The organism is Methylomonas stagni (genome assembly GCF_050154735.1).
GTDB lineage: Bacteria > Pseudomonadota > Gammaproteobacteria > Methylococcales > Methylomonadaceae > Methylomonas > Methylomonas koyamae_A.
On record NZ_CP189557.1, the window covers coordinates 3205673 to 3231595 of the forward strand.

Annotated in this window: 19 protein-coding genes and 1 pseudogene; 11 read left to right on the top strand and 9 right to left on the bottom strand. The window is 56.8% G+C overall.

All coding sequences use genetic code 11. The annotated features are described in order from the left end of the window. Positions 1–104 precede the first annotated feature (104 nt). From hemB to prlC, 7 genes are all read left to right on the top strand, one after another. A complete protein-coding gene (hemB, locus tag ACP4CD_RS14845; RefSeq protein ID WP_426991472.1) occupies positions 105–1121 on the top strand; it encodes a porphobilinogen synthase in 1017 nt (338 codons plus the stop codon). Positions 1122–1132: 11 nt separating this feature from the next. Further along, a complete protein-coding gene (locus ACP4CD_RS14850) occupies positions 1133–1675 on the top strand; it encodes a hypothetical protein (protein ID WP_426991473.1) in 543 nt (180 codons plus the stop codon). Then, a complete protein-coding gene (gene aroE / locus ACP4CD_RS14855) occupies positions 1672–2520 on the top strand; it encodes a shikimate dehydrogenase (RefSeq protein WP_426991474.1) in 849 nt (282 codons plus the stop codon). Before ACP4CD_RS14850 ends, aroE begins: the two co-directional genes overlap by 4 nt. 61 nt (positions 2521–2581) lie before the next feature. Continuing rightward, positions 2582–3862 (top strand): HDOD domain-containing protein, encoded by a 1281-nt coding sequence (locus ACP4CD_RS14860; RefSeq protein ID WP_064029934.1) that lies wholly within the window; start codon positions 2582–2584, stop codon positions 3860–3862. A 1-nt stretch (position 3863) separates the two neighbouring features. Beyond that, positions 3864–5150, top strand: coding sequence for an HDOD domain-containing protein (locus tag ACP4CD_RS14865; protein WP_426991475.1), 1287 nt, complete (start codon positions 3864–3866; stop codon positions 5148–5150). 1 nt (position 5151) lies between these two features. Continuing rightward, positions 5152–6510: an HDOD domain-containing protein gene (locus ACP4CD_RS14870; protein WP_426991476.1), complete on the top strand. Its 1359-nt coding sequence runs from the start codon at positions 5152–5154 to the stop codon at positions 6508–6510. A gap of 29 nt (positions 6511–6539) precedes the next feature. Next, positions 6540–8630 (top strand): oligopeptidase A, encoded by a 2091-nt coding sequence (gene prlC / locus ACP4CD_RS14875; protein ID WP_426991478.1) that lies wholly within the window; start codon positions 6540–6542, stop codon positions 8628–8630. Positions 8631–8747: 117 nt separating this feature from the next. On the opposite strand, the pseudogene alr reads toward prlC, so the two are convergent. The 3 genes and pseudogenes from alr to ACP4CD_RS14890 all read right to left on the bottom strand — a co-directional run bounded on the left by alr (position 8748) and on the right by ACP4CD_RS14890 (position 11764). Continuing rightward, positions 8748–9886, bottom strand: a pseudogene (gene alr, locus ACP4CD_RS14880) (alanine racemase). After that, entirely contained in the window at positions 9883–11277 is a 1395-nt protein-coding gene (gene dnaB / locus ACP4CD_RS14885) for a replicative DNA helicase (protein WP_064029946.1), read from the bottom strand. Before dnaB ends, alr begins: the two are co-directional and overlap by 4 nt. Before the next feature lie 358 nt (positions 11278–11635). Next, on the bottom strand, positions 11636–11764 hold the full coding sequence (locus ACP4CD_RS14890; RefSeq protein ID WP_269454764.1) for a hypothetical protein: 129 nt from the start codon (positions 11762–11764) through the stop codon (positions 11636–11638). A gap of 376 nt (positions 11765–12140) precedes the next feature. On the opposite strand from ACP4CD_RS14890, the gene ACP4CD_RS14895 reads away from it, so the two are divergent. After that, positions 12141–12857 carry a YebC/PmpR family DNA-binding transcriptional regulator gene (locus ACP4CD_RS14895; RefSeq protein WP_064029947.1) on the top strand — a complete coding sequence of 239 codons (717 nt, stop codon included), beginning with the start codon at positions 12141–12143 and terminating at the stop codon, positions 12855–12857. A gap of 345 nt (positions 12858–13202) precedes the next feature. Here the strand turns inward: ACP4CD_RS14895 and ACP4CD_RS14900 are convergent, their stop codons facing one another. Further along, complete coding sequence (locus ACP4CD_RS14900) at positions 13203–13589, bottom strand: sirohydrochlorin chelatase (RefSeq protein WP_313729225.1); 387 nt, start codon at positions 13587–13589, stop codon at positions 13203–13205. A 423-nt stretch (positions 13590–14012) separates the two neighbouring features. Between ACP4CD_RS14900 and tssJ the strand changes: the two genes are divergently transcribed. Together tssJ and ACP4CD_RS14910 are read left to right on the top strand one after the other, a co-directional pair. Beyond that, positions 14013–14522 (top strand): type VI secretion system lipoprotein TssJ, encoded by a 510-nt coding sequence (gene tssJ / locus ACP4CD_RS14905; RefSeq protein ID WP_426991479.1) that lies wholly within the window; start codon positions 14013–14015, stop codon positions 14520–14522. A 78-nt stretch (positions 14523–14600) separates the two neighbouring features. After that, positions 14601–15845, top strand: a complete 1245-nt coding sequence (locus ACP4CD_RS14910) for a pectin acetylesterase-family hydrolase (RefSeq protein ID WP_071156173.1) — start codon at positions 14601–14603, stop codon at positions 15843–15845. Positions 15846–15897: 52 nt separating this feature from the next. Here the strand turns inward: ACP4CD_RS14910 and ACP4CD_RS14915 are convergent, their stop codons facing one another. Continuing rightward, positions 15898–17373 carry a RimK family protein gene (locus ACP4CD_RS14915; RefSeq protein WP_168031142.1) on the bottom strand — a complete coding sequence of 492 codons (1476 nt, stop codon included), beginning with the start codon at positions 17371–17373 and terminating at the stop codon, positions 15898–15900. 136 nt (positions 17374–17509) lie between these two features. On the opposite strand from ACP4CD_RS14915, the gene ACP4CD_RS14920 reads away from it, so the two are divergent. Then, complete coding sequence (locus ACP4CD_RS14920) at positions 17510–21493, top strand: hypothetical protein (RefSeq protein ID WP_426991480.1); 3984 nt, start codon at positions 17510–17512, stop codon at positions 21491–21493. A 64-nt stretch (positions 21494–21557) separates the two neighbouring features. On the opposite strand, the gene ACP4CD_RS14925 is transcribed toward ACP4CD_RS14920, so the two are convergent. The 4 genes from ACP4CD_RS14925 to ACP4CD_RS14940 form a co-directional block, all read right to left on the bottom strand. After that, a complete protein-coding gene (locus ACP4CD_RS14925) occupies positions 21558–23045 on the bottom strand; it encodes a methyl-accepting chemotaxis protein (protein ID WP_064029955.1) in 1488 nt (495 codons plus the stop codon). A gap of 3 nt (positions 23046–23048) precedes the next feature. Next, positions 23049–23588: a PAS domain-containing protein gene (locus ACP4CD_RS14930; protein WP_064029957.1), complete on the bottom strand. Its 540-nt coding sequence runs from the start codon at positions 23586–23588 to the stop codon at positions 23049–23051. A gap of 95 nt (positions 23589–23683) precedes the next feature. Then, positions 23684–24478: a response regulator gene (locus ACP4CD_RS14935; protein ID WP_064029959.1), complete on the bottom strand. Its 795-nt coding sequence runs from the start codon at positions 24476–24478 to the stop codon at positions 23684–23686. Between the two features lie 3 nt (positions 24479–24481). Continuing rightward, the gene (locus ACP4CD_RS14940) at positions 24482–25921 is read right to left on the bottom strand and encodes an HDOD domain-containing protein (RefSeq protein WP_426991481.1); all 1440 of its coding nucleotides are present in this window, start codon (positions 25919–25921) and stop codon (positions 24482–24484) included. Between the last annotated feature and the right edge of the window lie 2 nt (positions 25922–25923).

A 25923-nucleotide genomic window follows, 5' to 3' on the forward strand; every position in this document is an offset into this window, starting at 1 on the left:
GCCTTCCCAAACCATACACTGCTACAATTAAGGTCCGAAGCGGAAAACCCAGCCTCAGGCTCGACCAACCCGCGGAGGATCGGCAAACACCTCACTATTTTACTATGGAAAAGATGTCTACCCCTAACGACTTTTTCCCAACCACCCGGATGCGCCGCATGCGCTCCCAGAATTTTTCCCGCCGGTTAATGCAGGAAAACCGCCTGACTACCGACGACTTGATCTGCCCATTATTTGTCGTTGAAGGCCAATCCGTCCAACAAGCCGTGGCGTCGATGCCCGGCGTCCGCCGCCTGTCCATCGACCGGCTGTTGCGGGAAGCCGAATCCTTAGTCAAGTTGGGTATCCCCGCCGTCGCGCTCTTTCCGGTCGTCGACCCCGGTCAAAAATCGCTGAACGCAGAAGAAGCCTACAATCCCGACGGCCTGGCGCAACGTTGTACGCGAGCGCTGAAATCTGAATTTCCGGAGCTCGGCGTAATTACCGACGTCGCGCTCGACCCGTTCACCACGCACGGCCAGGACGGCCTGATTGACGCTGACGGATACGTCGTCAACGACGCCACCGTCGACGTGCTGTGCAAACAAGCCCTATCCCATGCCGAGGCCGGTGCCGACATCGTCGCGCCGTCCGACATGATGGACGGCAGAATCGGTGCGATCCGCAACGTCCTGGAGTCCCAGGGCCACCCAAACACCCGCATTCTGGCCTATTCGGCCAAATATGCCTCCAGTTTCTACGGCCCGTTCCGCGACGCGGTCGGCTCGGCCGGCAATCTGGGCGGAGGCAACAAATACAGCTACCAAATGGACCCCGCCAATTCCGACGAAGCGATCCGAGAAATCGCGCTCGATTTACAAGAAGGCGCCGACATGATCATGATCAAACCGGGCATGCCCTATCTGGACATCATTCGCCGCGCCAAGGATCGTTTCGGCGTTCCGACATTCGCTTACCAAGTCAGCGGCGAATACGCGATGCTGAAAGCCGCCGCCCAAAACGGCTGGCTAGACGAACGTCAGGTCGTGCTGGAATCCTTACTTGCCTTCAAACGGGCCGGCTGCGACGCAATTTTGACCTACTTCGCCAAACCGGCGGCACAATGGCTGCAACAAACCTAGATCGACAAGCCATGGCGACCGCGCGCGACATCCGCAATGCCGAACAGCGTCGGCAATCACGGCTGGAGGAAGGTGTATTTATTCTGCTCCTGCTGCTGTCCATGCTGGGTATCGCCGTCACCCGCTTTTCGCCGGAAGACGGTTACGCTTTCTGGTTGTTCATGGTCACCGTATTCGCCGGCATTTCGATCGCCATCGGCCGGATGAAAGCCAAAAACCACACGTTCGACTTCGCCGCTGCGTTCAAGGAACAATTGCTGCATTGGGCCAGTGCGGTATTGGTCGCCGGCGGCGCGTTTCTGCTGCAGAAATCGGGCCGTATCGACGAAAACGCCTCGACGCTGGTGGTGTTGTTGATTCTGTCGTTGGCCACGATGCTGGACGGCATCCGTATCGGCTGGCAACTGGGTTTGATCGGCCTGTTTCTCGGCGCATGCGCGATTATTATCGCCTACGTTGAACAGTTCATGTTGCCCGTCAGCGTGCTCGCCGGCCTGCTCGTCATCGTCACCCTGTATTGGGAATTCAAATCCCGCAAACAAGCCGACCAATGACAGCCATCGACCAATACGCCGTATTCGGCCACCCGATTAACCACAGCAAATCGCCGCGCATCCACGGCCTGTTCGCCGAGCAAACCGGTCAACGTCTGCAATACCGGGCGGCGGACGTACCGGCCGAGCTGTTTCGCTCTGCGGTAGAAACCTTCTTTGCCGACGGCGGCAAGGGTCTCAATTGCACGGTGCCGCTCAAGGAACTCGCCTGGCAATTCGCGGACCGCCTCGGCGACCGCGCCCTGCTCGCCAAAGCCGTCAACACCCTGGCACGCCAGACCGACGGCCGCATCCTCGGCGACAATACCGACGGCGTCGGTCTGCTCAACGACCTGACCATCAACCATCGCATTCCGTTGCGCGCCAGCCGGATCTTAGTGCTCGGGGCCGGCGGCGCGACACGCGGTATCGTCGCGCCGCTACTGGAACAGGCACCGGCGCAGCTCGTCATCGCCAATCGGACACTCGAAAAAGCCGAGGCCATTGCCGACGAGTTTGCCGATCTTGGAGAGTTGCACGCCTGCGGCTACGCAGATTTGAACAGCCGCTTCGACGTCATTTTGAATGCAACCTCCGCCAGCTTGGGCGGCGACCTGCCGCCGCTGGCCGACGATATTCTCGCCGACGGCGGCTGCTGCTACGATTTGGCTTATGCCAACCAGCCTACCGCATTCGTAAACTGGGGCCTTCGGCACGGCGCCTCGCTAAGCCTCGACGGCTTGGGCATGCTGGTGGAGCAGGCCGCCGAGGCCTTCTATCTTTGGCGGGGTGTCAGACCGGACACCTGTCCGGTCATCGATTTGCTGAACCGCGAGCGAACGGTGCCGCCGCTTCGAAACGATTGACCTCCGTCCACCACCAACGACAATCACTCTTCCACGATCCATCATTGCTTAACGGACCAACATGAAGGCCATCAAATCATTATTCGGGAAAGTCTCCGGCAAATCCCCAGCCCCGCTGGGAACACAGCCCATCACGACCGAAACCTTGCGGCAACTCTTCCCAATCAGAAACCTGAGCGAAGAAATCCTGCAAACCTTCGCGGCCGAGAACCACGTCGAAACCTACTCAGCCGGTCGAACCCTGTTTTCGGTCAACGAGCCTTCAACCTGCGCGATTTTCTTGCTTGACGGAACCGTGGTTTTGGCCGACCAGCACGGTAAAGGTTACGAAATCAGCGCCGGCAGCGCGCAAGCCAAGTTTCCGATCTGTAGCGGTGCCAAACAAACCGCGACGGCCACCGCCAAAACCGACATTAGTATTCTGCGGGTGTCGTTAAAAATCATGCTCACCTCCGGCCGCTTCGACCACGGCAAACTGGACGTACCGGAAGACTTGCAAGGTAACCGCCTGTTATCGCTGTTCGCCGACCATTTCCAGCACCACCACCACGAACTGGAAATTCCGTCGCTGCCGGAAGTGGCGATCAAGTTGCGCCAAGCCATCCAAAAAGACGTCAATATCGATGACGCGGTCAAGATCATTCAACTCGACCCGGCTATCTCCGCCAAACTGATCGAAGTGGCCAACTGCCCGTTGTACTTGACCACTGTCCCCGCCAAAAACTGTAAGGATGCGGTGATCCGCATCGGCCTGAACGCCACGCGCAGCTTGGTCACGGCACTGAGTATCAAGCAGATTTTCAAATCCAAATCGCCGCTGCTGAAAACTTACCTCGAAGATTTGTGGAAACAAAGCCTGTATTTGTCCAGCCTTTGTCACGTGCTGGCCAGCCATAGCCAGCAACAAAATCCGGAAGATGCGCTGTTGGCCGGGTTAACCTGCGACATCGGCGTGATTCCGTTTCTCAGCTTCGTGGCGGACTTGCCGCTCGAGTACCACAATGAGACCGAAATCGAACAAGCGATCCCCGTCGTCAGAGCGCCGGTCGGCGCGGTCGTGCTCAAGGAATGGGATTTTGCCGATGAGTTCATTCAGGCGGCCAAACATTCCAGCGATTGGTTTCACGCTAGCGGTGACACGTTAACACTGACCGACATTGTCGTGCTCTCTCGACTACATGCCTTGATCGGCAAAAAGGCCAACGCCGATCTGCCGGCAATCAGCGCGATCCCGGCGGCGGCCAAACTGAAAACCTTTTCGCTGTCGCCGGAAAACACGCTGGCGATCCTGCACGACGCCAAAGCCAAGATTCAGGAAGCTTTGAACACCTTCATCACTTGATATGTTCGGCAAGTTATTTAAACGGGCGGCGACCAAACCCGTCGCCGCGGCAAGCAACGGCGAACGTCCGGCCCACCGTCTGCCCATCGAGTTTTTACGCAAACTGATCCCGATCGGCGAGCAGGACAGCAAAGAACTGATAAAACTGCCGATTGCGTTATGCCAGTTCAATGCCGGGGACATCGTCTTCAATCGCGGCGAAGCCTCCGACACCTTGATTTATCTCTACAGCGGCAAAGTGTTTCTGGAGTCGGCCAACGGCGGATACACGGTTGAAGAGAATACCTTCAAGGCCTGCTATCCGTTGGCGGCTCACGGCGAACATAGCGTCAGCGCCATTGCCCAAACCCCATCCCAGCTGATTTACCTACCACTATCGTTACTGCGACAAAGCAGCGCTCAGCCACACAATCCGCTGGCAAACCGCGCCAATCCGCCCGCCGAACTGCGTAATAGCCGGCTATTCGCGAAACTTTGCGCGGCCTACGACGCCGACGCGCTGCAAGTCCCCAGCCTGCCCGACGTCGCCTTAAGGCTGCGTAGTGCATTGCAAAAAGACATCAGCGTCGCCGATGCGGTGAAAATCGTCAATCTGGACCCGGCGATTTCGTCCAAACTGGTACAGGTCGCCAACAGTCCGATCTACCGAGGCTTAAAGCCGGTCAGTAATAGCCACGATGCGGTCAATCATCTGGGCTTCAAAATTACTCAAAATCTGGTCACCAGCGTCAGCCTGCACCAATTGTTCCGCAGCACCAATAAAGTGCTTCAGCAAAAATCCCAGCAAACCTGGAAGCAGAGCATACAAATCGCCAGTTTGAGTTGTACCTTGGCCGGTCTCGGTAAAAAGATCAACGCCGACGAAGCCTTGCTTGCCGGCCTGACTCACAATATCGGCGTCTTGCCTATCATTACATTGGCTGGTAGCCTGCCCGCTTCAGAGTACACCGAGGCCGAACTCGACGCTTGCATCGACTACCTACAGGGGCTATTCGGCACTTTCATCCTGAAAAAATGGCATTTTCCGGACACGCTGATCCAAATTCCGGCGCAAACCGGAAACTGGTATTACGACGCCGGCGAGGGCCTGCAATTGCACGACATTGTATTGTTGGCCAAATTTCACAGTCAGTTGGGGGGCATCCGGATGCACAAATTGCCGCCTCTGAACACCTTGCCGGCGTTTCATAAACTGGACGACTGCGCTTTAACGCCCGACATGTCCCTGCAAGTACTGCAGGACGCCAAACAGCAAATCGCCGAGGCCTTGGCATTTTTCCGGGCCTGACATGAACTGGTTCACGCGCCTCTTCAAAAAAACGCCGCCGCCAACGTCTTCGGCGCCAACCAACATCGCCGCGAAAAACGTAAACATACCGGTGGAAATACCGGGCGTGACACCGCCGATGTCGACGCTCAAACAATCCCTGCCTCCAGCGGAACTCAAGCAATTCGTCCCGCTACGCAATCTCGACGATGCCCATTTGGCCGCGCTGCCGCGCCAAACCCTCCGCTACGCCAAACATTCGGTGATTTTCACCTTCGACCAGCGCACCGACAGCGTGTTTTATTTAGTGCGAGGGCGGCTCAACATGCAACCCGACAGCGAAAGCAGCTACGAAATCGTCGCCGACACCCCGCGAGCCCATCTGCCGTTAAACAGCGCCACGCGTTGCGGCGCCACCGCCACCGCGCTCGACGACGTCTTGATCCTGGAAGTCTCGATAGAGCTGAACCGGCTATGGTCCGACCACTGCCGAGAATCGACCAGCTGTGTTGAACTGGTGGATATCGAACTCCCCGAGTCGTTGAACGGCCACCAGTTCTTTATCAGCTTTGCCCAAGCCTACCGGGAAAATCAGTTAAGGTTGCCCTCGTTACCCGACGTCGCGCTTAAACTCAAGGAAGCGATGCGCAAGGAGATAGGGATAGCCGACGCCGTCGAAATTATTCAACTCGATCCGCCCATCGTCGCCAAACTGATTCAGGTTGCCAACAGCGCTCTGTATTCCACCGGCAACTCGATCCACAATTGCCACGACGCGGTATCGCGCATCGGCCTCAACGCGACTCGCAACTTGGTTCTGGGCATCAGCTTGAAGCAACTGTTCCATTGCAAGGACCCAGCGCTGATGAAAGCCATGCAAGCGTTATGGCGGAGCAGTTTGTACGTCTCCAGCCTCAGCTTCGTGCTGGCCCAGGCGTGCAGCCGCATCAACCCGGAAGACGCATTGCTGGCCGGTTTGGTCGCCGACATTGGCGCGATACCGCTACTGCATTTTGCCGAACACTTCCCGGACGCCAGCCCCAGCCTGGAGGAGTTACAAGCCTCGCTAACCTATCTGCGCGCTCCGGTCGGCACTCTGGTACTGCATACCTTGGGCTTCTCGGAAACCCTAACCGGCATTCCGCCACTCGCCGAAAATTGGCTGTATGACAGCGGCCCGGAACTGACGCTGAGCGACATTGTCATGCTAGCCAAATTACACAGCTATTTCGGTAGCGGCAAATCCCGCGACCTACCCTATATTTGCTCGATACCGGCCTACGCCAAACTCAGCGAGGGCAAGCTCAACCCCGATTTTTCGCTTTCCGTGTTACAAAAGGCTCAGGCCCGCGTGCAGGCGGCGATGCAACTGTTATCCTGATTTTTTCCAATTACTTTCCGGCTACCGTAATGACCAATCCTTTATTAGAACGTACCGAACTCCCGCAATTTTCCAAAATTCTGCCCGAACATGTCGAACCGGCGATCGATCAATTACTGGCCAATGCTCGCGCCGCCATTGATACCCAGCTAGCAGGCGGCGGCCCCTACACTTGGCATAACCTGATCGAGCCCATCGAGGAAGCCGAAGACCGCTTGAACAAGGCTTGGTCGCCGGTCAGCCACATGAATTCGGTCGTGAACAGCGACGCCATGCGCGACGCCTACAACGCCTGCCTTGGCAAACTCAGCGCCTACGCCACCGAAACCGGCCAAAACAAGGCGCTGCAACAAGCCTACAAAGCCATTCGCGACAGCGATGAATTCGCCAATCTCGAACCCGCCCAACAAAAGATTATCGATAACGCACTACGCGATTTTCATTTGTCCGGTGTCGACCTTCCAGCCGAGCAACAAGCGCGCTACAAGGAGATCAGTCAGCAACTGTCCAAGTTGGCCAGCCAGTTCGAGGAAAACCTGCTCGACGCCACCAACGCCTGGCACAAGCAAATTACCCATCTCGACGATTTGGCCGGCCTGCCCGAGTCGGCCATCGCCCAAGCGAAACAGGCTGCCGAAGCCGAAGGCAAGGACGGCTGGTTGATCAATCTACAATTTCCGTCCTATCTGGCGATCATGACCTACGCCGACAATCGGGAGCTGCGGCGCGAGCATTACGAAGCCTTCTGTACCCGCGCATCCGACCAGGGTCCGCACGCAGGCCGATGGGACAACACCGACATCATGGAGCAGATTCTGGCTCTGCGCCACGAAAAGGCCCAATTGCTGGGATTCAGCAATTACGCGGAATATTCACTGGCCACCAAAATGGCCAAGTCCACCGACGATGTGGTCAAATTTCTGGAAGACCTGGCCGACAAATCCTGGCGCCAGGCGCGCCGCGACCTGACCGAGCTGAAGGAATACGCCGCCCAGGAACACGGCCTGCACGATCTGCAAGCCTGGGACATCGGCTACTACTCGGAAAAAATGCGCCAGCACTACTATCAATTGTCGCAAGAAGAAGTGAAGACCTACTTTCCGGACAACAAAGTCGTACCCGGCTTGTTCGCGATCGTCGAACGCCTGTATGGTCTGCAAATCAGCGAAATCCGGGAGTTCGACGCCTGGCACCCGGATGTGCGCTTTTATCAAATTGTCGACAAGGACGGCGCACTACGCGGCCGCTTCTTCCTGGACTTGTACGCCCGCGCCAAGAAGCGCGGCGGCGCCTGGATGGACGATTGCGTCTGCCGCAAGAAAACCTCGACCGGCCTGCAAACGCCGGTCGCCTACCTGACCTGCAACTTCACGCCGCCGATCGCCAGGGATGGTGGGAGTGCGGTAACGAGTATGGAACTCGTACCGCCGACCGGCAACGCCCCCGCCCTGCTAACTCACGACGAAGTGGAAACCCTGTTCCACGAATTCGGCCACGGTCTGCACCACATGCTGACTCGGATCGACCACCTCGGCGTGTCCGGCATCAACGGCGTGGAATGGGACGCGGTGGAACTGCCCAGCCAGTTCATGGAAAACTGGTGCTGGGACAAGGAAGCCCTGGGCCTGATTTCCGGCCATTACCAAACCGGAGAGGCATTGCCGGATGCGCTGTACGATAAGATGCTGGCCGCGAAAAACTTCCAAGCCGGCATGATGATGGTGCGGCAACTGGAATTCAGCCTGTTCGACTTCAAAATTCACCAGCACTACGACCCGACCAAGGGCGGACGGATATATCAGACCTTGCAGCAAGTGCGCGAACAAGTCGCGGTGGTCAAGCCCCCCGAATTCAACCGCTTCGCCCACAGCTTCTCGCACATCTTCGCGGGCGGTTACGCGGCCGGTTATTACAGCTATAAATGGGCGGAAGTCCTGTCGGCCGACGCCTTCTCGCTGTTCGAGGAAAAAGGCATTTTCGACCGCGCTACCGGTGAATCCTTCCTGCGCAATATCCTGGAACAAGGCGGCAGCAGCGACGCGATGACTTTATTTAAAAACTTCCGCGGCCGCGAACCGCAAATCGACGCCTTGCTACGGCACAACGGGATTGCGGCTTAAGGGCGACATCAACCGGGCTCGTCAAGAGCCCGCGCACCGGGCCGACCAGCGCTGGCGTTTTTCAAAGGGCGTGAGCAGCGCTAAGCTTGGCTGTCCACGCCGCAACGGCGAATTCAATCAGCCAGTCGTCGCTGAAACCAAGCTTTCCGCCGGGCTTCGTTCGATAACTTGCACCCGCTGAGTAATCCCGCAGAGCAAGGTATAAGGTATCGTGTCGGCGTTACGGGCGATTTCCTCGACCGGCAAGGCCTCGCCCCACAACGTGACCGGATCGCCGGGCTGGGCGTCCGGCTGACTGTTAAGATCGACGGTGATCATGTCCATCGACACCCTCCCGATCAACGGCACCCTCCGACCATTGACCAACACCGGCGCGCCGCTTTGGGTGTGGCGGTGATAGCCGTCCCCATAACCGATCGAGGCCACGCCAAGCCGGGTCGGTTGCCGGCAAGTCCAAGTGCCGCTGTAACCAACCGACTCGCCGGCGGCGACGTACTTGACCGCGATCAACCGCGAATGCAGACTCATCACCGGCCGCAGACCGAAATCCGCGCCGGTTTTACCGGCGAACGGCGAGCAGCCGTACAGCATCAATCCCGGCCTGACCCAATCGCCCCCCTAACCTGTGCCGAGTCGGAGGACACGTTGGGCCAGCCAATGATGCCGGCCGAATTAGCGATACTACGCTGACCGGGAAAGTCTTTGACCGCATGGTTGAACACATCGATCTGGCGGCGGGTTTTGTCGTCGAGCAAGTCGTCGGCGTTGGCGAAATGGGTAATCAGATTGATCGGTTGCGCGACGGCGACACAATCGGCCAGCGCCTGATAAGCGGCTAAGAAGTCGCCGCCCTTGAAACCCAGACGGTTCATCCCGGTATCCATTTTCAACCAAACCGGTAATTTTGCGGATTCCGGTGGCAGTTGCCGCAAAATGCCGATTTGCTGCGGCGTATGAATCACTGCCGCCAGTTTGTGGAATATCATCAAACGCAGCTCGTCCAGACAGACGAAGCCTTGCAGCACAGTAATCGGTTGGGAAAAACCGGCCTCGCGCAAGCGCACGCCTTCGTCGACTCGCGCCACCGCAAAACCGTCGGCCTCGGCCAACGCCGCCGCCACCCTATCCATGCCGTGGCCGTAGCCGTTGGCCTTGATGACGGCCATGATCCGGTTATTGGGCGCGTAGCGTCTAACCTGGGCCAGATTGTGGCGGGCGGCGTCCAGATCCAGATGCACATAAGCGGCCGGCGTCATTCGTAATCCTCGCTGCCGGTATAAACGCCCGCGAAGTTTTCGAAGCGGGTGTATTGGCCGAGGAAGGTCAGTCGCACCGTGCCCAGCGGACCGTTCCGCTGCTTGCCGATGATGACTTCGGCGATGCCCTTGTCCGGACTGTCCTCGTGGTACACCTCGTCGCGATACACGAAAATGATCAAATCGGCATCCTGCTCGATCGCGCCGGATTCGCGCAAGTCCGACATCACCGGCCGCTTGTTCGGGCGTTGCTCCAGATTCCGGTTGAGCTGCGATAGCGCGATCACCGGCACATTCAACTCCTTGGCCAGCGCCTTCAGGCCGCGCGAGATGTCGGAAATCTGCTGGACACGGTTATCGCCGCTGGACGGCGATTGCATTAACTGCAAGTAATCGAGCACGATCAAACCCAGTTGACCATGCTCGCGAGTCAGCCGGCGGGCACGGGAACGCACCTCGGTTGGCGTCAGCGCCGGAGTGTCGTCGATAAACATTTTGGTCTCGGCCAACAGATTGATCGCAGAGGTCAAGCGCGGCCAGTCGTCGTCGTCCAGTTTGCCGGTCCGTACCTTGTGCTGGTCGATCCGGCCCAGCGACGACATCATCCGCATCGCCAGCGCTTCGCCCGGCATCTCCATACTGAATACGGCGACCGGCATCCCGCTTTTCAAAGCCACGTTTTCGGCCATGTTCATCGCGATCGTGGTCTTGCCCATCGAAGGCCTGCCGGCGACGATAATCAAGTCGGACGGTTGCAGTCCGGAAGTTTTTTCGTCGAGGTCGGTGAAGCCGGTACTGGCGCCGGTGATGTCGCCGTCCTGCTCGTACAGCATTTCGATCTTGTCCACCGCCTTGGCCAGCAAGGATTTGATCGACGCAAAACCGCCTTGACCGCGTTGGCGTTGCTCGGCGATTTCGAATACCTTGCGCTCGGCGTTTTCCAACAAATCGGCGGTTTCCCGGCCTTCGGTGGTGAAGGCCGAGTCGGAAATTTCGGTACCGACATGAATCAGCTGCCGCAAGACCGAGCGGTCGCGGACGATGTTGGCATAGGCGACGATATTGGCGGCGCTGGGCGTGTCGCGCGCCAGTGAAGCCAGATACGCGAGGCCGCCGCCGTCCTGCAGTTCGCCGGTGGCTTCCAAGACTTCCGAAATCGTCACGACATCGAACGGATCCTGTTTCTCGGCCAATTGAGCGATCGCGCGAAAGATCAAACGATGGTCGCGTCGGTAAAAATCGCCCTCGACGATTTTATCGGCCACCGAATCCCAGGTGCGATTATCCAGCAGCAGGCCACCCAGCACGGATTGTTCGGCCTGGATCGAATGCGGCGGGACTTTCAGAGACTCGACGGCTTGATCGGGAGAAAAGTAATAATCTTCGGACATGGCAACGGAAAGGGCGAATACTGGCCGCGCATTATAACCGGCTAACTACTCGGACAGACTGATGGCGACGACGTCGCATGCCGACGGAAAATGCAAAGTATATCGTTCGGCGAGTAGGCCGCGTACCAATACATCTCGGACGACTAGCGGTTTCAATTTTGTCAGGGCCTACCCACATCTCACCGGCAATTGACCACCAACAACACTGCGACAGCTGTTTTACGCTACGTCTTCCTTTATTAGCCAAGCTCGGCTTTCTCGGACTCTAGGGCACAAAAAAGCCGGTTTCACCCGGCTGTTTGCTGATCTGCAATAATAGGCCCGTAGCCCTTTTGTATGAATTGATTTTTGGTTAGCGTTATTGCTCAACCTCGATATCGCGCCAAGCTTCGACGGCAAACAACGCCAGTTCTTTCACCACTGTAAGAATAAATCTGACCGCGCCGTAGCCGAGCCCCGCCAAGATCAAGATAGCTAGTATTTTCATAGTACCTCCCAATTAAAGCCTCCCGTTTGGCGAGTTTGCCACTTTCCCGATAAAACTCAATAGCCCCTTTCAGGGGTTTTGGCAACACAATCAATGAAGTACAACAACAATACAATTTAAAACAAGCCGTTAAAATTCATTGTTAAAGTAAATTAAATTTCAACATCTCGCGGAAGTTTTCCGATTTTCGGCTACGCCGGACCGGATTGCGGCATTTTTGCCGGAGTCGGATACAAAGAAGATTCATCAAGGCCATCCTCGCCAATCGGCTCGACTGCGTCGCGCTGACCCGCCGACAGCGAAAAGTTTCCCGCGAAAAAATACTTGGCGTTAAAATCCGCGCCTTTAACCGCGTTGTCTATGGAGCAGCAGTCCGATGGGTAGAGCCTACCAGAACAGAAAGGTGTCGATGGCCAAAACGGCCGATGCGAAGACCAAGGTATACAGCAAATACGGCCGCGAAATTTATGTCTGCGCCAAGTCCGGCGGCGTCGACCCGTCCGGCAATTTGACCTTACGCGGACTTATCGACCGGGCTAAAAAGGATCAGGTTCCCGGCCACGTCATCGACAAAGCCCTAGACAAAGCCAAGGGCGGCGGCGGCGAGGATTTCGCACCGGCTCGCTATGAAGGTTTTGGCCCGGGCGGTTGCATGGTGATCGTCGATTGCTTGACCGACAATCCGAATCGCACTTTCGGCGACGTACGTCTGTGTTTTACTAAAACCAAATGCAAGATAGGTACGCAGGGCACCGTCAGCCACATGTTCGATCACGCCGCGATTCTGGCGTTTCGCCACGATGACGAAGACAGCGTTCTCGAAGCCCTACTGAGCGCCGACGTCGATGTCAGCGATATTGAAAACGACGAAGGCAAGTTAACGGTATTCACGCCGCAAGCCGACTATTTCAAAGCCAAGCAGGCGCTGACCGACTTGCTAGGTGAAATCGATTTCGAAGTCGATGAAATTCAGTTTTTACCGAAGGGTTCAACGCCGATCGCGGGCGACGACGCGGTGTTATTCGAAAAATTTTTAGATATGCTGAATGAACTGGATGACGTGCAAAACGTTTATCACGACGCCGCCTATTGACCGCGAGGAATCGGGAAAAACTGCGGCAATTTGTCGCAGTTTTTCTGGACAACCCGGTTTTAATCTCTTAGAATGCATTCACCTTGAATTAGGTCGATGCGATTGGCAAGAATCGTCATCTTTCAACGGGGGAGGAGAGCGGCCAGTTCGCTGGTAAAACAACAACAATAAGCGCAGCAAGTTAAGCTGTCGAAATCAATTCGACAGACGTCCAAAACACAATAATAAACCGGACGAAGCCCGCAATATGCGGGCTTTTTTATGCCCCGAGCAAAATCAGCGAAAAAAATGAAAATCGCTAGCACGCCGGAACGACCGAAATCGCTGTTCTCATCCGCTATGTTTTCACGAAAGCTCGCCCAGACAATCGAACGCCAAATCGAGTAACACCGGCCGCATCGCGGCCGCACTGCCTAAATGCTCGGCAATCAGAATTTCAACCTCCGGCGCCTGACAGCGCATGCCCTCTACTTGCGCCGGAATATCGATGCCAACATGACGACCGGCCGCCAAAAAGTAAGGTAAGACGACAATACGCCGCGCGCCGGCCGCAATTTGCCTACGTAAACCGTCCGAGATGCTCGGTTCGGCAATTTCCAGGAATGCGCACGCGACACCGGCATAACGGCTGCCGATGGCCAAGGTGTCCGCCAATCGACGAATCTCGTCGTTAGCTTGTTCTCGGCGACTGCCGTGCGCGACCAGTAACAAGTGAGTGTTCATCGTTTTCATTCGATGTCCTTAGAGATTTGGTGGCGTCGCGACCCACTAACATACGTCGCGAACGGCGACACCAGGGAGGAGAGGTTCCCGCGACAAAACCTGCGCATTGCTAGGCGTTCAGGCATTGATATCGGCAAATTGGTCTACCGAGTACTGAGACGACACTCGTTTGAAACCTCCATTCTTCCCTCAGTCCGAACCTCGCCAGCAACCTTGTCCTTTGCGCCAGCGATGACAAAAGCACCGCAAAAGTTTCCGCCAGTGTGCCGCGATTGCAGACCGTTGCAGAGAAATTTTCCGCGCGCGATTCGCCTAACCGGCTCCGACGCCTACCATCCACCGAAACACCGGATAGGACTATACTGTCCGCAAACCCTGACGCCGTATCCTAAGCGGCGTTCGGCGTCTACCAACACCGATGAGACTTTCAATATGTGGTTAACCAGACTGTTGTTCAACTTGCCCTTACTCCTGGTTCTCGGATGTGCCGAAACCCCGGAGCAACCGGCGCCCTTACCGCCGACTCAGGTCGATCTGAAGATCGAAAGCGCGCCGATGATCAACCCCGACGCCGACGGCAAGGCCGCCCCGGTTTTGCTGCGGGTTTACGAGCTGCGTGAACAAAGCTCGTTCAATGGCGCGGACTTTTTTGCACTGTTCGATAAAGATCAGGCCACGCTGGCCGCCGATTTGGTCCGTAAGCAGGAATTGCTGATCAAACCCGGCGAGAACAAAGCGATACATATCGAACCCGCCGGCGACACTCGCTCACTAGGGTTTTTCGCGGCTTTTCGAAAGCTGGATAACGCTCAATGGCGCGCCGTCGCGCCGGTGGTCGCGCATCAAAACAACATGGTGACTTTGAAAATCAAGGGGAATACACTGGCTGCCGATGCCTCCGCCGAGCCGCCGCCCGCGCTAGCGGTCAAGCCGGCGGAATGACTTGTCGAACCGAACCTATAACCACTCGATGCGAATCGGGGTGTTTCTTAATTTGTTCAATGACTACGAGGAAAAACTATGAATTCGAAGTTTTGGCGCTATTTTGGTGCCGCCGCATTATTGGCCACTACCTGTGTGCAAGCCAAGGACACTTGGCAAGAAGTTGTCGTTGCTCCTGGAGACTATCGGGTTAATGTAACCGGCCAAGCGCGGCGAATTCATCCGAGCTGCGCGTTTGAGGATGGGTACAAGTTTTATTTGAAGCCAGGCAACTCTGAAAAGTTGGTGGTGTATTTCAACGGAGGTGGCGCTTGCTGGAATTACAGCACCTGTTCCACCGCATTCGGCAACGATCCGAGTCAGGCAACTTTTATACCGAGCACCAATCTCGCCAATAATCCGGCAACTTGGGATGGCCTTCTTGCGATAGACAACCCTAGCAACCCATACAAGGACTGGACAATAGTCTTTCTACCTTACTGTACGGGCGACGTGTTCATCGGGGCGAAAGAAACCGTTTACAGCAACCCGCAGCTCAGTCCGAACAACGCCGTTCCCGATGTGTTTACTGTTCATCACCGCGGTTTCGATAACTTCCTGTACGTGATGAACTACCTGGATAGCCGATACAGACATCTTGATAAAATTTTGGTATCCGGCTCCAGTGCTGGCGGATACGGTAGTACGCTGAACTATCCCTGGATTAAGAAAATTCTGGGCCGCAATGCGAAAACTTCTCTGGTCAGTGACGGCAGTATCGGAGTACTGACCGATGAATTCATCCAAGACTCACTGTTTGGAACAAATACATCCTGGTCGATAGAGCAAACCTTGCACCCCGCATTGAGGCGATTATCGAAGGTAACTGAAGGTTTAAATTTTATACCTTCAGCACTGAGGATACTCGCTAATCAATATCCCGAAGATCGATTCAGCCAATACACCAACGCATACGATTATGTTCAAGCAATATTTTGGAATCTTATGCAACCAATCCCGCAACCTTTACCAGACCTGGCGACCTGGAGCACTCGTATGCTGGAAATGACTGTAGCTAATCAAACCAACCTGCCACACAATTATCGCAGCTATATCGACCCCGGTTGTGACCATACGATATTAAGCTACAGTGAGTTTTATACGTCGGCGTTAGAAGGTATTAGCTTTCTAGACTGGATCAAAACCCAGACTGGAGAGTCCTATAGCAAAAAGCATCGCTGGCGCAACCTGAGTTGCACGCTGGGCGAGAATTGTGGCGAAGAAACGTTAACAACGGACGGTATTGAAGCCTGTCTGAATCGATTTTATTCCCGCCTTTTTTAACTTGCGGTTAACTCTACGTAGCCCTGCCTCGCCAATAAGCCGAGCAGGGCATTCACGCCAAACCCTTACCACGGTTTTCCATCCGCCGCAGAAACTCCGCCATGATGGCGCGGTAAAGTTCGTCGCCCAGATACTGGTCCTCGACGCCGCTGTCGATGCTGGGATTGTCGTTGACCTCGATGACATAGCCCTTGCCGGCCACTTCCTTGACATCCACGCCGTACAATCCGTTGCCTATCGGCTGGGTGGCTTTCAGCGCGGCCTCCAGCACCGCTCTCGGTACTTCGAAGGTCGGTAACGTCGCGAAACTGCCGCTATCGGTGCGGTTAGCGCCGTGCCGGTAAATCTGCCAATGATTTTTCACCATGAAATAACGGCAAGCGTACAAAGCCTTGTGGTTAAACACGCCGATACGCCAGTCGAAATCGGTATACAAAAATTCCTGGGCCAACAGCAACGCCGATTGCTGAAATAGTTCCGCGACTTTTTGATCCAATTCCGCCCGATTATTCACCTTGACGATACCCCGCGAGAACGAACCGTCCGGAATCTTGATCACCACCGGGAAACCGGCGGCGGCTTCCAATTGGTCCAGATGTGCCGCATTGCCCTTGTGCAAAATCCACGTGCGCGGCGACGGCACGCGGTGGGTACGGAATAAATCGGCCAAATACACCTTGTTGGCGCAACGCAAAATCGAATTAGGATCGTCGATCACCACCAAACCTTCGGCCTCGGCTTTTTTCGCGAAGCGGTAAGTATGATGGTCTATCGCGGTGGTTTCACGGATGAACAGGCCGTCGAACTCTGGGATACGGCCGTAATGGTTCTGGGTGATCAACTCCACGTCGATGCCCATCCGCCGGCCCACGTGAATGAATTTCTTTAGCGCGCCGCGATTGCTGGGCGGCAAGGTTTCGGCAGGGTTGATCAGCACCGCCAAATCGAATCGCGCTGACTTGCGAGCCCGACTCTTACGCCAGACCTTCTTGCTGAATTTGTCCAGCGCGTCGGCGAACAAGGTTTGCATGTCGTCGTTCAACTGGCGCGGCGATACCGCGGTCAAATCGGTGATTTCCCATTGCTGTTGCGGGCGGAGCGTAATCTTGAGAATCGGGCAGGGAAAGCGCTCGAACAGCAAGCGCGCCAACTCTTGAAACGCCGGATCGGGTGTGGTGCCGAAATAGCTGTACAGCGCGAACTCGCCATCCTTGTTCTGCTTCTTGAATGCTCGCAGCAAAGGCTCGGTAAAATCTTCCAGTTGCAGACGGTACAAGGCATTCTTGCCCAAATCGTTGATGACTTTTACCGACGGAATCACATGGTGATTGCGCGCTTCCGCGAGCAGCGAACAGTAGTACCCGTCCGATAGATAGGCATAGTCGCCGCACAAATTGATGATCCGCATCCGCCGATCCGGATCGGCATGCGCGGTTGCCAGATAGGTTTCGAAAGTGATGACATGTTCGCTGGGATAATAAGGTCCCCAGTCGGAAAGGTCGTCGACTACCAGTAGCGTACTTGCCATCGCGGAAATTGCCTTGCGGAGAGTGGAAACAAGCTGGGCATTCTGAAACCGACCGCGGATTTTCACAAGCACCAATCCATGCCGCATAATGACGCCGTTATCGGCGCTTGAGCGGGAATTGATTCGGGAGGCAAGAATGTGGCGATTGATGTGCGTGGTGTTATGTTTCGGACTCTGGTTCTGGCGTACGGCCGGCGCCATCCCGCCCGATGCGCTGCCAGCCCCATTGGTACCCTGGGCCGAGTGGGTGCTGCACGACCAGCCCGAACACGGCTGTCCGTTCGGCCACGACGACTTTCAATCCAAGCAGTGCCTATGGCCGGGACCGTTGCAATTGCAACTGGAAAGCGACGGCGGCCGGTTCGCCGGCGACTGGACCCTGTATCGCCGCGACTGGCTGGAACTGCCCGGCGACGAACGCCATTGGCCGCAAGCGGTAAGCGCCGACCGGCAAGCCTTGCCGGTATTGATTCGCAACGGCAAGCCGGCGGTCTATCTGCCGGCCGGACGCTATCGGATCGCCGGCGAGTTTCGCTGGCAACAGCTACCCGAACAGTTAGCGCTACCGGAGATTGTGGGTCCGCTGCAACTCAGCGTGGCCGGACTAACCATTCCTTATCCGACCATCGAGCAAGGCGCGGTTTGGCCGCGCGCCGATGCCGGCGGCACCGGTCAGGATCGCTTGGACGTGCAAGTATTCCGCCAAATCATCGACGATATCCCCTTGCAAGTGCTCACTCGCCTCGATCTGGAAGTGTCCGGCGCCGCCCGGGAAATCGCGCTGCCGCTGGCCTTGCTGCCCGGCCTAATTCCCGTCGAGCTGACCAGCCCGTTGCCGGCCCGGCTGGACGGCGACGGCCGGCTTTGGCTACAACTGCGCCCTGGACGCTGGCGCGTCGAATTGCTCGCCCGCCATCCCGGCCCCGTCGAAGAGATGACCTTGCCGACCGGCGAAGCCTCATGGCCGAGCGCCGAACTGTGGACCTTTCAAGCCATGCCTGCCCTGCGCCTGGTGGAAATCGACAATCTGCCGGCGATCGACGGCAGCCAGACCAATTTACCCGAAGACTGGCGGCACTTGCCGACCTATCAAGTAACACCGGGGCAAAGTCTGCATTTCAAACTGCTGCGTCGAGGCGATCCGGAGCCGGAACCCAATCAACTGTCCCTGGTCCGGACCTTGTGGCTGGATTTCGACGGCGGCGGCTACACCGTTAACGACAAGATCAGCGGCACGATGAGCCGAGATTGGCGGCTGAACGCGCTGCCGGAAACCCGGCTCGGGCAGGTGCAATTGAACGGCCAAAACCAACTGCTGACCCGGCTCGATCAATCCGACGGCATCGAAGTCCGGCGCGGCGCGATCGAGCTCAGCGCGGATAGCCGCATCGAAAACGGCATCTCCGAAATAGCCGCCGACGGCTGGCAGCAACGTTTTCAATCGCTGCGCGCCGAACTCAACCTGCCGCCGGGTTGGCGAATATTGGCCGTGACCGGCGTCGACAACAGCTCGGACACCTGGCTGGCGCGCTGGACTTTGCTGGACTTGTTTCTGGTCGCGCTGGCCGCGATCGCGGCCGGCAGGCTCTGGTCGCCGGCTTGGGGCGGCTTGGCCTTGCTCGGCTTGATCTTGATCTGGCACGAAGCCGATGCACCCCGCTGGTTGTGGCTGAACGGTCTGGCCATCGCCGGACTCCTTCGCGTGGTACCGAGCGGACGCTTGGCCCGTTGGCTGACTTGGTATCGCGGCGCCAGCTTGGCGGCTCTGGTGATTGTCGCGGTGCCGTTCGCGATCGACCAATTGCGCGCGGCCGTCTATCCGCAGCTGGCCGAGCCGGCGGCCTTCAATGATTTCGGCTACTCCGAGGTGCCGGCCGGCGCCGACGCGATGACGGCCGAGGCGCCCGCCGAACTGGCCGAATCCGCCAGCGCCGAGGAGGCGCCGAGGCGCGCATATATGCGCAAGGCCTTGCCGATGTCGGCGCCAATCTCATCGGCCGCCAACCTGGACCGCATCGATCCGGACGCCAATCTACAAACCGGCCCCGGTTTGCCGAATTGGCATTGGCAACGGGTCCGTTTAAACTGGAACGGTCCGGTCGATAGCACCGAACGCTTGCGGTTCTGGTATCTACCGCCGTGGGCCACCGCGCTGCTACGCGTGTTGCAAACGGCTATCGCGGCCTTATTGGTCCTGCGTCTGACCGGCTTCACACTGCCCGCCTTGCGCCTGGGCAAAGGCTCGGTCGCGTCATTGATCTTGATTCTGCTGATCGCCCCTCACCCACCGGTCCATGCCGCTGATTGGCCGGATCAGGCCTTGCTGGAACAACTGAAAACTCGCCTGCTGGAGCCGCCAGCCTGCGTCCCGCAATGCGCGCAGATTGCCGAGATGCAGGTGTTTGCCCGCCAGGACACCTTGACCATCGAACTGAGAATCGCCGCCGAGCGCGAAGTGGCCGTGCCGCTGCCCGCCAAGTTGGGCATCTGGTTTCCCGAACGCATTGATGTCGACGGCAGCCCCGCCCGGGCAGCAATTCGCCGCGAAGATGGTGGCTTGAGCGTGCTGGTGCCGGCCGGCGTGCATGTTTTCAAATTGCAAGGTCGCTACGCCGACCTGGACAAGTTCGCGCTACCACTACCGTTGGCGCCGCGCCATGTCACGCTGGAAGCCCTAGGCTGGACGATCGGCGGCGTCTATGAAGACGGCTTGGCCGGACCGCAGTTGGAATTTAGCCGTGAGCCGCGCGAGTCCGGCGAACCAGGCCAAAAAGCGGCCAAACCGCTACCGGCTTTCGTCCGCGTCGAACGGACCTTGCATCTGGGCTTGGATTGGCGCGTCACCACCCGCATCGAGCCGTTAGTTGCCAGTGGTCAGCCCGTTTTGCTGGAGTTGCCGCTATTGCCGGGCGAAGCGGTCACCAGCTCGGAGGTCCGCGTCAAGGACGGCAAGGTACTGGTCAATATGGCTGCCGGCCAAGAGGGTTTGGTTTGGGAATCGCTGTTGGAAAAATCCGCGCATTTGACGCTGAAGGCGCCGGACACGACTCAATGGACCGAAGTCTGGCGAGCCGACGTCAGCCCGGTTTGGCATTTACGAATCGCCGGCATCGCGGTGGTTCATCACGGCGATGCCGGCGTCTGGCTGCCGGAGTGGCGGCCGTGGCCGGGCGAAACGGTCGAATTGAGCATAGACAGGCCGGCGGCCCTAGCGGGCGATACGCTGACCATCGATCATAGCGATCTGGAGGTTACGCCTGGCCAACGCGGCGTCGATAGCCGCTTAAGTCTGCACTTACGTAGCTCCAAGGGCGGGCAGCATAAGCTGACGCTGCCGGCCGGCGCGGAATTGCAGGGCGTGACGATAGACGGCGCCAGTCAACCGATACGCCAACAAGGCGCGACGCTGAGTCTGCCGATTCATCCGGGCGAACAACGGATCGAAGTCCATTGGCAAGCCGCCGCCGAGCCCGGCTTTTGGTTGGAAACCCCGCAGGTGGACTTGGGCACGCCTAGCGTCAACAGCGATATCCATATGACTATACCTCGTGATCGCTGGCCAGTCTGGACGGTTGGACCGCGTTTCGGACCGGCCGCGCTGATTTGGGGCTTATTGGTCGTGCTGGCCGGCGCGGCCTGGGGCTTAGCGAAAATTGGCCGCGTGCCGCTCGGCGGCGGCGCCTGGTTTTTGTTGCTGGTGGGCCTGAGCCAGCTACATATCGCCGCCGCGCTGACCGTGGTCGCTTGCTTGTTTGCACTGGATTGGCGCACCCGACGGCCGGCCCATTCCCGACTGGCCTTTAACGCCAGCCAGATCGGCTTGGCCTTGTTAGGCTTGCTGGCGCTGACCCTGCTAGGCCTGGCGGTGCGACAGGGATTGCTGGGCACCCCGGACATGCAAATTGCCGGAAATCACTCCGACGCCTATCGACTGAACTGGTATCAAGACCGCAATCCAGCGCGATTGCCGACGGCCGGCGTGGTCAGCCTACCGATTTTCGCCTACCATCTGCTGATGCTGGCCTGGGCGCTGTGGCTGGCCAGAGCCTTGCTCAACTGGCTGCGTTGGGCTTGGTTGTGTTGGTCCGTTGGGGGGATTTGGCGCGGAGCAGGCGAATAGGCGTATCCGTCCGCGCGACCGAATGTGTTGCCCGCCGAGTTTTCTCGCAAGCCTCAACGGTTTTTTAATATTTATCGTCGACGTGTTTTTCGCGAACCATTTCATCTATGCATTGCATCACGATCGCGCTGGCGTCCTCGGCTCGGCGCATTTGATTGATAATTTCGTCGAGTAGCCTGGGATCTTCCATCCAGCGATCCCTGGAAATTTTGAAAGCGGCTTGCGTTGCGTCATGGACATCGCCGTGCGGCAACGACAGTTTCGCGTAGGCCTGGGTGGTCCGGAAGCTTTGATGGCCCATGCCCTCGTAATACCACTTGCCCAAACGGCAATTGTGATGGTCGACCAGTATGGCTTGCTGCTGCGGACACTCTCCAGCGGCTTCGATCGAAATGTAGCCGTTTTGCTTGTAAACGATATGATCGAGCTTGGTCAGTAGCCCGAAAGATTTATCCTTGGCATAAGCTATGTAGCCAACGGAAGCCTTGGCGGATTCGGACAGATTCGAGAATTGGTGACGAAACGCGCTGACCTGCTCGAGAATTTGCTGGGACAGGCCTGCCGAATTTTCGGCTTCAGCGTGCATCTGTTGCACCCGCTTGTTGAAGGCGTTCAAAGTTTTCGACACCTCCAGCGCGGCATTCTTGGTATGCTCGGACAAATTCTTCACTTCGTCGGCCACCACCGCGAAGCCTCGACCGTGCTCGCCGGCACGCGCGGCTTCGATAGAGGCGTTCAGCGCCAACAAGTTGGTTTGATCCGCAATGCCGGTAATCATTGACAGCGATTCGGTGATTTTCTTGCTATCGGCGATCAAGGCGCCGATCACTTCCGACACCGAGTGGACGTTGGCGTTGATGTCGGTCAGCGACCCGCTGATGGTTTCGACGGTCGACAAGCTGGCATCGGCATTGCGGCCGGTGTCGGCGGCAATGATCTCGACCTTTTCCAGCTGTTCGGTGATATTGAGCAAATCGCTTTGATTGCCCTTCAGATTGCCCAGCAAGTTAGTGGTATTCAAGGCGTGCAGTCCAGCGGACAAGCGCCGCCGAATCATCAAGCGCTCGTTTTCCCGCATGTGTTTGATAGCGTCGTTAACGCTAACCGCCGACTGCTTCAACAGGCCCGGAAAGCCATCCACCAACGCATAACGGCCGTGATTGCCTTCCGCCGAATGTTTGAAGCAGGAATTGACCTCCTTGAAATAGGCTTCCATCAAATCCAGCGCTTCATTCAACTCCCAGGCCACCTTACCGATTTCACCCATGCCGTGGACTTGAGTGACGCGATGATAAAGTTCGCCGTTATTGGTCAGTCGCAACACGTCTTCTATCCTTTCCAGCACCGTCAAACTTTGCTTGCCGGTTTTCCAAAGGTAGTAAGCCACCGCCGGTAAAGGCAGCGTCAAACCGAGCGTGACTATCGAGAATCCGTCGCTAAGCAGGTGGTAGAGAAAAAGTCCGATCGACGAAACCAGGATAATCGCTACCGCAAAATTGAGGCGAGTACGCAGAAACGGAATATTCGCGTTGGAATTGGCCCTTTTCTTCATGACTTAAACTCCGTGCGGTTTGTAGAGGCTCAGAACCAGGCTGTCATAATTCTTCGCACCGGTTTGTTGAACGAAATCCAGTAGATATTCCAACGATTTGTCCGGAGCGTCCTTTACGGAACTGGCTTTCTCGATCGCCAACATCGCTTGGTATACTGGGATCAACGCCTCGAGCGCCGAACGCGGCGGATTACGGCGCACGGAATAGTAACCCTGCAATTTGCCATTCTTGTCGTAATCTGGCGTGATATTGGCAAAAACCCAATAAAAGCTACCATCGGAGCACAGGTTTTTGGCGAACCCAAAGAATTCGTTGCCGGCTTTTAAGGTATTCCACATAAACCGGAATACGCCGCGCGGCATCTCGGGATGACGGATGATGTTGTGCTGCACCCCGAGTAATTCTTGCTCGGGGTAGCCGGCGATTTCCATGAAGATCCGGTTGGCATAGGTGATGCGTCCCGCCGTATCGGTCTTGGAAACGATAAAGTCGTCTTCGGCAAGTTTGCGTTCTTGATTGATCGGGGTGATCGCTGGTTTCATTTGACCGTGCCTGAAGGCTGAAAATGCCTCGAAATTTGTAATGTTATTATTTGATGCCACGCCCTCCGCAAAGGCGCGGCCGCCAAATGCGCGATCTAATTCAGCAAATTGATCAGTAGGCGTTTTATCGACATTGGCTCGAACGGCTTGTCCAGTATTGCCGAAACCTCCGATTTTTCAATGGCGGCGAGCCGATTCTGGTTTTGCTCGCTGGTGACCATCAGAATCGGCACGCTACCGCGCTCCGGATGCTTGCGGACATGATCGACGAGCTGCAAGCCATCCATGTCCGGCATGTTCAGATCGGTAACGATCAAATCGAAATATTGCTGGTTGAACAAGTCCAGCGCTTCACGACCGTCGGTCGCGGTGCTGATTTGATCGATGCCGATGTTGTTGAAAACCTTGGTCAGATATTTCAACGAGAACTCGCTGTCGTCCACCAGCAATACTCGCAAGTCCTCGATATCGAGATGTTCCAACGCCGCTTTTTCCGGATGGACATAATCCAGCGTCGAATGCAAAGCCGTTGACAAGGCTTGCAGCGTGAACGGTTTGGGCAATATGGCAATCGCGCCGGCCTGCCGGATCGGTTCCAAGTACTTGATGTTGGTTTCGCTGGAAATCAGCAAGAAAGCCATTTCGTAGGACGCCGAGTCCTGCCGCAGTTCGTGAACCAGTTCGACCCCGGTCATATCCGGTAAATACATCGCGCTGATGATTAAATCCGGCCGTTCCTGACGCAGGCGTTCGAACAGCTCGGCACCGCTGCCTATCATGTCGATATCGTGAATATCGCAACGGTTGAGATACTGAACAATAATGTGCTGCTGAGTGTGGGAAGGCTCGACCAGAAAGACGCGCAAGTTGCTGAGTATTGGACTGTTCATTCGCTAATGGGCTTTCATCCGATAAAGCGTGAGGCCGATATGAGCCTGTTTGGCGAAGTGCTTGGCGGCGGTAAAATCTTCGCCGGATAAGGGTAGTCCATTAATCGAACGGTCGCAATAAATCAAGCCTATGGCTTTGTTTTCGGCATGGACCGGAAAGACAAAGCACGGATGGCGACCGATACGCTCGACGATTTGCGCCGTGTACAAGGTGGGCTGTTGATCCGGATACTGCCAGACGCCTTCGGATTGATGCAGCGCGCCGAACAGCAAATTGGCCTGAGCTTCGCTGTTGTGCACTTGGATTTTCTCGCCACCGACCGGCTTTTGCCATCCCAGCGAAAACTTCTCCTTCAGCGTGTGCTTGTCCGGCGTCAGCAACATAAACAGCGTTCTATCCATTTCGACGCCGCGGTGTATGCCTTCCAAGACCATCTGAAACAACACGTTCAAATCAATGGCGCCGCTGATGTGGCTGCTGATGTCTTGCAAAATTTGAATTTGCAGTTGTTTCTTGTCAGGCTTGGCGTCGGCTTCTTCGTCGGCGGCCCTGGCGACCGCCAACCCGCCGCCGATAAAGCGCGACGCATCGTTGGCGCCGAACTGGCGGGCAATCTGTATCGCTTGCCGAGTGCTTTTCTCGATGCGTTCGCTAAGTTCGTCGGTGGTTTTACCGGTCATGCCGGCCAGTTTACTCAGACAATCGCGCATCGATGCCGAATCGCCGCCGGCTTTCAAGGCTTCGCAGATCTTATGCCCCATCGTTACGGCACGAATGCGCGAATCGGCCGCCTCCGGCCGGCTCATCGCCTCCTCTATCAGTCCACCTAAGTGCCAGGACTTGCCCAGGCGCTTGCCCAAATCGCGTAATGAAAAGCCCAGCACCTGCTTTTCCGCTTCACTCGACCGCAAACCGCTACGCTCGATCAATTCGTGAATTTTGCGCGCCTGCGGATTATTCGAACACCAAAACGCAATGTGGCCAATGTTGTGCAACAGCGCCGCGATGAACACTTCCTCCGGCGAAGTATCGCCGACGATGACCGCCAACTCCCGCGCCTGCACGGCGGCATGCAGCGCCAACGCGATTTCCCGGTTGGCGCGCTCCTTGTTGGACGACGTCAGTATCGCTTCGAAAAACGAACAGGCTAAGGTCAGCTCGCGAATCACCTCGGCGCCCAACACCACGATGGCGCGCGAGATCGTGTTCATTTTCTGCTTGGACGGGTTGTAATAAGGGCTATTGCCGACCTTGAGCAATTTCGCGGTCAAGTTGGGATCTTGCAGGATGATGGCCGCCAACTCCATCGCCCCCTTATTACGATCGTCCAGATAAGCGTAGATATGACTGGCGGTATTGGAAAAGATCGGCATTTCCTGGACTCGGAGCATTTCGGCCCATTCGTCCAGGGTTTTAGGCGGCGTTGGCATGTTGCCGGGCATCC